Annotated in this window: 8 protein-coding genes; 7 read left to right on the top strand and 1 reads right to left on the bottom strand. The window is 37.5% G+C overall.

Annotated elements, in window-relative coordinates:
• Positions 1 to 165 precede the first annotated feature (165 nt).
• The 7 genes from H9647_RS25230 (at position 166) to H9647_RS25200 (ending at position 9,092) form a co-directional block, all read left to right on the top strand.
• Positions 166 to 657 carry a hypothetical protein gene (locus H9647_RS25230; RefSeq protein WP_191805186.1) on the top strand — a complete coding sequence of 164 codons (492 nt, stop codon included), beginning with the start codon at positions 166 to 168 and terminating at the stop codon, positions 655 to 657.
• Between the two features lie 185 nt (positions 658 to 842).
• Entirely contained in the window at positions 843 to 1,547 is a 705-nt protein-coding gene (locus tag H9647_RS25225; RefSeq protein ID WP_191805184.1) for a hypothetical protein, read from the top strand.
• A 107-nt stretch (positions 1,548 to 1,654) separates the two neighbouring features.
• Positions 1,655 to 2,014, top strand: a complete 360-nt coding sequence (locus H9647_RS25220; RefSeq protein WP_191805182.1) for a hypothetical protein — start codon at positions 1,655 to 1,657, stop codon at positions 2,012 to 2,014.
• Between the two features lie 573 nt (positions 2,015 to 2,587).
• Complete coding sequence (locus tag H9647_RS25215) at positions 2,588 to 3,157, top strand: restriction endonuclease subunit S (RefSeq protein ID WP_191805180.1); 570 nt, start codon at positions 2,588 to 2,590, stop codon at positions 3,155 to 3,157.
• 22 nt (positions 3,158 to 3,179) lie between these two features.
• The gene (locus tag H9647_RS25210) at positions 3,180 to 4,772 is read left to right on the top strand and encodes a type I restriction-modification system subunit M (RefSeq protein WP_191805178.1); all 1,593 of its coding nucleotides are present in this window, start codon (positions 3,180 to 3,182) and stop codon (positions 4,770 to 4,772) included.
• Entirely contained in the window at positions 4,762 to 5,910 is a 1,149-nt protein-coding gene (locus H9647_RS26260) for a restriction endonuclease subunit S (protein ID WP_191805176.1), read from the top strand. The genes H9647_RS25210 and H9647_RS26260 overlap by 11 nt, the downstream gene beginning before the upstream one ends.
• Before the next feature lie 23 nt (positions 5,911 to 5,933).
• Positions 5,934 to 9,092 carry a type I restriction endonuclease subunit R gene (locus H9647_RS25200; protein WP_191805174.1) on the top strand — a complete coding sequence of 1,053 codons (3,159 nt, stop codon included), beginning with the start codon at positions 5,934 to 5,936 and terminating at the stop codon, positions 9,090 to 9,092.
• Between the two features lie 548 nt (positions 9,093 to 9,640).
• On the opposite strand, the gene H9647_RS26080 is transcribed toward H9647_RS25200, so the two are convergent.
• Positions 9,641 to 9,775 carry a hypothetical protein gene (locus H9647_RS26080; RefSeq protein ID WP_263621336.1) on the bottom strand — a complete coding sequence of 45 codons (135 nt, stop codon included), beginning with the start codon at positions 9,773 to 9,775 and terminating at the stop codon, positions 9,641 to 9,643.
• Positions 9,776 to 10,137 lie beyond the last annotated feature (362 nt).

Below are 10,137 nucleotides of genomic sequence, written 5' to 3'. Positions count from 1 at the left end.
ATTTTTCACACTTTGACTAAGGAGAAATCCTGCGAATTCATGAGCCAGAGTGAGTTATTTAAATCATTTCGAGGGAGTTTAATTAGAAAAAGTAACTTCCATTGTTCGGAACGTATATAATATTTATTAATGAAATCCGAACTATCAGATGAGAGGGGGAGTTATATGAAGCTAAAGCTAATTCCATATCTCTTAGTCTTAATAATTATTCTGACAGGATGTTCTAAGGAGTCTACTCTGATTTACTCTGCACCAACCAACGAACAGATTGTAGAATATATCTCAGATAATGAATTAGCTGCTCTTGATAGCATATGGATAAAGGACAGTGCTATTTTATTGCTGAAAAATTCATTAATTACACTTTATTCCGATCAGCATGGAAAGCTACATGATCAAAAATTATCGTGGGCATCAAATGGTAAAGATTTAATAACTATTGGCGATGGAGTGCCATATATTGCAGTTATTATACCTATTGAACTAATGGATAAAGGATCGAAGAATATTGACATAAAGTATTCGGATGGCACAATTGAGTCAAGGGGAATCCATGACAAAAAGGGCTTATTAGTATCAAACATTGGTTCAGCAAGGGTACAAGATATTTCAATTAGTAATTCCTTAGGTGAAGAAATATACAATAAATCCAGATGAGAAAAAGAGCAGATTTGACATATATAGATTCATACTAATGAAGAAACGATAGCTTAAAGAAAAAGCAACCGATTAATAGACCGGTTGCTTTTTCTTTAAGTTATTGGGTAGGTTGTTTTGATTGTTAAGTAGTTGCCTTTTATGCACAGAGATCCTTATAATAGAACAAAAAAAGAGGTGAGTTCTTGCATAATATAGGGGATTTATTAGACAGCTTTATTGATGAATCCGTTTTCGACTTGAATGGAATACAGGTTGTTAATCAGTATCCTAATTTGGTGGACATTGTTGCAAATTATAAGAATGAACTGGTAAGTGCAGATAACAGCCAACAATATCTATTGAACAGCCATCATACCTTTGAAAAGACAATGTATTTTCCCCACTGCAACAGCGAATACACAATAACGTGGGATATAAATAGAGCAAAGTTCTTTATTAATCATATGATACAAATTAAAAGATTGAATGCAGGTGTAAGAAGCGTAGAAGAAGTATACTCTTACATTCAAAAAAATGAAATTGATGAAAGTTATTTGCCTTTTGCCTTAGAGAATAATGAACCTATAATTTTAGTTTGGTTTTCTCCAACTGGCGAAGGACTAATCATTGATGGTAATCATAGAGTTACTGCTAGATATCGGCAGGATCCAAAATCTAAAATCCAAGTTTATGGGACATTCCCACATGTAATACATATTAATTTTATGCCGAATGATTTAAATCGCAAACTCTTTGTTATTCATCATAATATGCAAATGATATTCAACTACATGAAGGGTGACATGACAAAGGATGAACTATTTTCAAAAGAAGGGTTATTCAACGGAACTACAGATTTAAATTGGATGAAAGGTTATTTTACCCCATTGGATAATAAATCTTTGTAATAGTCAACATTCGTAAAGCAATTCTTTTTAATTAGGTGCCCAGGGGCTTGTATGAAAAAGCTATGTTATTACTCTACTATTGATTTCTAGTATAGGAGGACATTCTTATGATAAGAAAATTTGAGTTTGATTTTGAGGGAAGAAAGTTCTCAGGAACGGGTTGGGCAGGAAGCAATGGGCTAATACAAATAGATGAGAAAACGCTAGACTTGGATAGTGAAATATCAAACATATCAAAGGATTGTAAAGATATAGAAGACTACGAAGATTTTATAGATCGGCTGTGTGAGGCTCTTAACCAAACCAAACTGTTCAATGGAGAACTCGACAAACATTTTCTTGATATTTACGTGATAACAATGGATCATCGAATGATAGAATATCCTGACGACGAAGACTACGAAAACCACGAAAACTACGTCTACGGCGAAGATGATTACGACGAAGATACGGAATCCACTGGATAGGCATGTACGGCACATCAGGATATTATAACTACATATGAGCTAAAACACGGGTGCACCTGAATCATGAGGGCACCTTTTTTCTATTTGGTTTGCTTGGTTTAAACCAAGCTTGATTGAAGAGCAGTTATCCGGATCCTGATGGCTTTTAGCTTCTGCAGAGAGGGATAACTCCTGATCAAGTTGAGGTAATTATACGAAGTAAAGAAGACTTCAAGGAAGAGATAAGACATTAGGGCTGATGCTACCAGCTCTAAGGCGGCAAGGTCGGCCACCTAAGACCTGCTACGCACCGATGCGGGGTTACTTGGGCCGATAACTAGAGCGCCTAACCGTGGGAATAGAGCGCCCCGGATAAGGCGCTCTATGTGGACTACGATATAACGAGTCAACAAAAATGAACATTTGTACTCAATTTGTTGAATTGGCGGTACCTCATAAACAAAAGACATAAGTATTGTGTAATTCGCAAGAAGTACATAAATTTATTGACGTTTTGTTTTCAAAAGTGATATGATCCAATAGCAATCGAGATAAAGTAATTCTAAAGAAATACTTTTGTGAAGAGGGCGGGATATGAAACTTGAAGATATCGTAACAGTTAGAATAGGAAGAAATCTTTCTAGAGGAAATGAAAAAAATGATCTAACTCTAGTTACTTATTCTTATGAGGATTTAATGAATGATTTAGATGGCTCTTTCTTAGACTCACAAGCTAGTTCTTATAATGGATATTCAAATAATAAAGAAGATAGTTATTTGAGTAGAATTGGAGACGTTGTTTTCAGCTTTGTTAGTTCCAAAGCTGGGATAGTGAGTGATTTAAATCAAGGGAAGATCTTAAACCAAAACTTTGCGAAGCTCATTATTGAACATGATCAACTGGATAGCAGCTATTTATGTTATGCGCTAAATGAATCTTATTCAATGAAAAAGCAAATGGCCATCTCCATGCAAGGAAGTACGGTACCAAAACTAACACCCGCAATCTTAAAAGAGTTGGAAATTAATTTACCAACGCTTGAGAAACAACGGACAATTGGAAAAGCTTATTTTTGTTTGAGAAAGCGACAAGCTTTGGCAAAAAAGCAAGCGGAACTTGAAGAGCAGTTGTATTTAGAAGTATTGAAACAACTAGACCAATAATAGAAAAAGTGAGGAACACAACATGGCTGGATTAAACTCGAAATTATTTAGTGCCGCAGACAACTTGCGAAGTAAAATGGATGCATCAGAATACAAAAACTACTTATTAGGATTGATCTTTTATAAGTACTTGTCCGATAAGCTTTTAGAAAAAGTGGTTGAAATCGCAGATGAATCGCTAGAAGAATACAACACGCAAGAAAAACAAACCGGTTTGTATAGGGAAGCATTAGCAGATGAAGATATAAAAAGTGACCTGATTGAAACGCTAGTAGACACATTAGGTTATGATATTGAACCAGATTATCTATTCAATGTATTGACGGATCAAGCAAAACAAAACACGTTTCAGTTGAATGACTTAAATAAAGCTTTTATCGATTTGTCTACAAAATATGACCAATTTAATGGATTGTTCGATGATGTCGATTTGAAATCAAAAAAACTGGGCTCAGATGATCAGCAACGAAACATTACTATTACGGAAGTACTGAAGAAACTAAATGATGTTGATGTGCTGGGACATAATGGAGACGTCATCGGTGATGCCTATGAGTTCCTAATTAGCCAATTTGCCTCAGAAGCAGGTAAAAAAGCTGGAGAATTCTATACCCCTCATGAAGTATCTGACATGATGGCTCGTATTGCTGCTATTGGTCAAGAAGACAAGAAACTCTTTAGCGTATTTGATCCAACGATGGGTTCGGGTTCTTTGATGCTGAATATTCGAAACTATATAAACCATCCAGAAAATGTGAAGTATCATGGACAAGAACTAAATACAACGACATTTAATCTAGCGAAGATGAACCTTATCTTACATGGTGTGGATAAAGAAGATATGCGTTTACGTAATGGGGATACACTCAACAAAGATTGGCCGACAGATGAGCCCTATACCTTTGATTCAGTTCTTATGAATCCACCTTACTCAGCTAATTGGTCTTCAGATGATACTTTCTTAGATGATTCACGTTTCAACCGTTACGGGAAATTAGCGCCAAAATCAAAAGCAGACTTCGCTTTTCTCTTACATGGATTCTATCATTTGAAAGATTCAGGAACCATGGCAATCGTATTACCACATGGGGTACTGTTCCGTGGTGCAGCAGAAGGTGTGATTCGTAAGAAACTATTAGAAGATGGTAGTATTGATGCTGTTATAGGTATGCCAGCAAACTTATTCTTTGGGACATCAATTCCAACAACCGTCATCATCTTGAAGAAAAATCGTACTACTCGTGATGTGTTATTTATTGATGCAAGCAATGAGTTTACGAAAGGAAAGAATCAAAATAAACTTTCCAAAGAAGACATTGATAAGATTGTTGCAACGTATAAGAAGCGAGAAGATGTTGAGAAATATGCCCACGTTGCTTCATTTGATGAAATTAAAGAGAATGACTTCAATTTGAACATTCCTAGGTATGTAGATACCTTTGAGGAAGAAGAACCTGTTGATATGGCTGCAATTGGCCGGGAAATTCAAGACATTCGAAAAGAAAAAGCAGAACTAGAATCTAGCCTATATAACATGATTTCTTCGTTACAATTTGATGAAGAAAACGCAGAATGGATCAAGGGTGCATTAGAGGTGTTTAATCGTGAGAAATAGACTTACTCCAAGTATTCGTTTTGCTGGATTTACTGGAAATTGGGAAAAGCGTAAGTTGGGGGAAGGTACAATAAAAATTGGAGACGGACTTCATGGTACTCCTAAATACTCTACTAATGGAAATATTGCATTTATAAACGGGAATAACCTTGTTAATGGAAAAATTATGATAAATAATCAAACAAAATACGTGACTTCTGACCAGCAGTCACAAGATGATAAAAAATTAAATGAAAACACAATTCTGATGTCTATTAATGGAACAATAGGTAATTTAGCTTGGTATAATGGCGAAAAAGTCATGTTGGGAAAAAGTGCAGCTTATATTGAAGTATCATCTTTTGATAAAAAATTTATGTATCAATTACTTCAAACAAGTAATATTAAAAGTTATTTTCTAAATAATTTAACGGGAACTACAATTAAAAATTTAGGATTAAAAACAATAAGAGAAACACCGACCTTTGTCCCAAAAATAAATGAGCAAAAAAGAATTGGCCAGTTCTTCAATCAACTAGACGACATGATCGCTCTTCATCAGCAAGAGCTAACTACCCTCAAACAAACAAAACAAGGATTCTTGCAAAAAATGTTTCCAAAAGAAGGGGAATCCGTGCCGGAAGTTCGTTTCCCAGGTTTTACTGGGACTTGGAAAGAGCACAAATTGGGGGAAATATTAAAAATTAATTCTGGTAGAGATTATAAACATTTACAACTAGGCAATATTCCTGTTTATGGTACTGGCGGATATATGCTTAGTGTTAATGATAAGCTTTCTGATGAAGATGCCATCGGAATTGGTAGAAAAGGAACAATAAATAATCCACAGTTATTAAAAGCCCCTTTTTGGACAGTAGATACGCTCTTTTACATGACTACCAAAGAAAAAAATGATTTGTTATTTTGTTACGCATTAGCAAACAAAATAAATTGGAAAAAATATGATGAGTCAACTGGTGTTCCTAGTTTATCTAAATCTAGCATAGATAATATCTCTGTCAGCATCCCTGTATTGGCAGAACAGCATAAAATCGGAATTTTATTCAAGCTACTCGATGACGCAATTGCTCTTCATGAACGTGAATTAGATGCCTTAAAAGAAACTAAAAAAGCATTCCTACAAAAGATGTTTGTCTAAGCGTATAGAAGAGAGGGAGAAGCATGACAAAGATACTGCATAATGATGAAGCTGAAGTGGAACGTCGACTGATTGAAGTGCTTGGGGAAGGACATAATCAGTGGAATTATCGTCCGGATTTAAAATCAGAAGAAGACCTTTGGAAGAACTTGCGCCAAAAGATTACACAAAATAACTTATCAGAAATTGGGGAACACCCCATTTCTGATAAAGAATTTGACAATATTAAAACCGAGTTACTGTCGAAAACACAGACACCCTTTGATGCTGCTAGATGGCTTAAAGGGGAGAATGGCATTTCTCGTATTACAATTGAACGTGAAGATGTGTCTCTCAGTTCTATGTCGTTAGTGTTGTACTCTAACCAAGACATTGGGGGCGGGATTTCTACATACGAAGTTGTGCATCAGATTGCGAAACAAAAGGTAAACGTTGATGATCGTGATCGCCGATTTGACGTGACACTTTTAATCAACGGGCTTCCCATTGTTCAAATTGAATTAAAACAGGCCACTGCCAAAAAAGGCGTGTTTCAAGCCCTTTATCAAATCAAGAAATACGCAGAAGAAGGGATGTTTAGAAATAACATCTTTTCTACCCTTCAGTTGTTTGTTATTTCTAACGAACATACGACTCGCTATTTTGCCAATGCAATGCCAAAAGACATACATGAGAAATTTGTCTTTAGCTGGCGCACAAAAGATAACCGAAAAGTAGAAAATCTCTATGAGTTTGTGAAACAGGTCTTGAATATTCCAGATGCTCATCGCCTGATTGCAAACTATACGGTTGTAAGTGAGGATCAAGACAACAAAGCCTTAATGGTATTACACCCGTATCAAATTCATGCGATTGAAGCCTTATTTACGTCTGCTATGAAACATGAATCGGGATATGTTTGGCATGCGACGGGTTCAGGAAAAACGTTGACAAGCTTTGTCTCTACGAAGTTATTAGCCCGTAAACCTGGCGTAGATCGTACTATTATGCTGATTGACCGAAAAGACTTGGATAATCAAACGACGACTGAATTCACAAAATTCGCTTCCGAGTTTAATACGGGAATTTCATCTGGTAATGCGAGGTCCAACAGCTTGATCGTTGGCACTGGAAGTGCGAAGGAGCTAAGTAATACGCTGCTGTCTGATGCCAATTCTAATACCGTCATTATCACGACTCGTCAGAAATTAGAAGCAGCCTTGGATTATGCCGAAAAACAAGAGAAAGAAAAGGGTGCTCAGCGCTTTAAGAAACTAGTGGGACAACATATTGTCTTTATCGTGGATGAATGTCACCGTGCGTTAAGTGCTGAAGGAATGGAAGAGATTAAGAAGTTTTTCCCTAACTCTACATGGTTTGGCTTTACAGGCACCCCGATTTTTGATGTAAATAAAAAACAAGCAAAGGGCCGATTAGCTCGTACCACTCGTGATCAGTATGGGGAAGTCTTACACACCTATACCATTAAGAATGCGCTAGATGATGAGTCCGTTCTAGGATTTCAAGTAGAGCACGAAGATACGATTCAATCAGCATGGCTAAATGATCATATTTTTGCTCAACTACGTCAAAATCCAAAACATGCTCATTACAGTGTTGATGAAATCAATATGATTATTGATCAAATGGATGGTATGGAAAAAGAATCCTATCTTGAACCTTCTTTCTTCGAACGTGATGAGCATATTCAGAAAGTTATCCATAAGATCTTTCGACCAGATAATGCTTATATAAAATTTGATTTTAAAAACGGTCGTCCGCAAAAGTCTGCGATTTTAACAACGAGTTCCATTGATATGGCGAAGCGTTATTATCACGCAATCAAGGAAATGGTCAAAGATCCAGAGTGGCTAACGAAAGAATTTGCCGATCATCGGATTCGAACGGGGCGTACAATTGAAGACCCGGATTTTCCGCGGATTGCTATTACCTATTCGGTGCAAGAAAACGAAAATGATTCGAAACAAATCCAAGATGAAATGAAGGACATTATCAAGGATTATAATGCTTATTATGATACAGCTTGGTCGATAGAAGATATTGAACGATATAATGGCGATATAAACAATCGCTTAGCTCGAAAGAAAGCAGAGTTCAAAGTATTTGGAAAACAAATTGACTTAGTTATTGTGGTAGACCGTTTATTGACTGGATTTGATGCACCAACGATTCAAACCTTATTTGTGGATCGGAATCTAAGTTACGCCAATTTGATTCAAGCATTCTCGAGGACGAATCGTACATATCCAGGAAAGGAAAAGGGACTCATTGTGACCTTCCGGAAGCCCTATACAATGGAACAAAATGTTAAGGATGCTACGAAGTTATACTCTGAAGAACAAGAGGAAACGAATCTTGTTTATCCAACTTATGATGAGTCGAAGAAACGATTTAAAAAGGCTCATAAAGTATTATCAACGTTAGTTCCAAATCCAAATGGTATTGACGAGCACTCGCCTTTAGAAACCCGGATTGAATTTGTGAAAGCATTTCAAGAGTTGAACAATGCCTTTGGAGCTTTAGTAACGTATGATAATTACAATGATGATATGGAAGAATCAACAGAACTTCAAGAACAGGTGAAAACCCTAGAAGAGTACGTTGGTATCTACAATACGGTTAAAGGGTCACTCATGGATGAGAGGGACAAAGATGGACCAGGACCAGATTTCTCAGAAATTGAGTTCTATGGAGAAAATTCGATTAAGATCTATGATATTGACTCAGCTTATATTGATCAGTTATTAGGAACGTATTCTGCTAATAATCGAAGTATCCGCGATGAGATTGAAAAAGCACTCCAAAAACTGAAGAAATCAGAAATGGTTAAAGACGTATACCGTGCCATTTTGAATGCTATAGATGCGAAAGAAATAGAAGCAGAAGAAGATATTTTTGTAGTAAAACGCCGATTCTTTACTGATGAACGTAACAGGGTGATTAAGGAATTCGCAAATACTTGGTTTGTGAAGGAAGATGAGCTGCATTTATCTACAATTCAATACGGCATAGGTGCAGACCCTATACCGAATATTGGAGGAATCATCAACAGCAAGCAGTTTGATAAGTACAAAGCCTTACATCCAGATGCAAAACCATTGAAATATGGACCTGAAATGAAACGTCAGTGGCGAAAGACACTAGATGAAATCATTGTGCCGTTGGATGATGAGTTACGCTAGATTATTGGGTCTTAGGAACAGGTAAGTTTATTAACGTTGCAATCTTCTTAATAGAAAACCTTGAATAACATTTCAAGTTTCATTTTATAGCGGGGATATGGAGTAGAAAACCGAATTTATCGATAAGATTGTATTGGTACACTTACATGAAGTTAGGAATATTACACTATAAATGAGTTCTAAAACAATGGCGTTCCTGTATTATTGGGAGCGCCTTTTTTCTGTGCTGGTTGCAACTTATGCTTGGTATAAACCAAGGATGGTGTGAAAGGGAATTCTGCAATCAGGGATGCTTTCAGTTTCTGCAGGAGGATCGATCTTGTTGCAGCTGAGTTGCTTATACCAAGCAAGAAGGCTGACTTCATGAAATAGAGATAAGACATTAGGGCTGATGCTACCAGCTCTAAGGCGGCAAGATCGGCCACCTAAGAGCTGCTACGCACCGCTGCGGGGTTACTTGGGCCGATAACTAGAGCGCCTAACCGGTGTGAAGCATCCCGGATAAGGCGCTCTATGTTCCTGTCCCTCGCTTTACACCCCGCACGGAGCTAAGGACCAAGGGCGCTTTGATGGGAAATCAAGGATGGCATGGCTGCATCATGTCCGCTCCGCGTTGCTTTGCTCCCATCAAGCAGCTCATGCAGAAAAAAAAGCATCATGATTCCGCGTTGCTTCATCATCATGCAAGGGATTACTTAGCATAAACGGAGAAGGAGAGCAGGAAAAGGAGAGAACCGGCATACGCCGGTTCTTTTTTATTGGAAAGATTTTTCTCCCTTTTGCATTCCGCATGGTAACCCGCTGCAAAGCCTACTAAGTTTCCGGAAGGCCGAGCCTCCGGCTTCGCCCCTCAACCTCCCGGAAACCAAGTAGGCGGGCATACGGTCAAGGGGCAACAAAACTTTTTCTTCCTATTTGGAAAAGAAGAAGCGGAAGAAAAACTTTGGTGTGCTGATCCCTTGACCGCCTGCCATTGCACGGGTTCCCAAGCATGCGTCAAAAGGGAAAAAAATTCCCCTTTGGGGAAGCCAGCCATGCGGCAGGC

The sequence above is a fragment of the Paenibacillus gallinarum genome (assembly GCF_014836635.1).
GTDB lineage: Bacteria > Bacillota > Bacilli > Paenibacillales > Paenibacillaceae > Paenibacillus > Paenibacillus gallinarum.
This window is presented reverse-complemented; position numbering and strand designations above follow the sequence as displayed.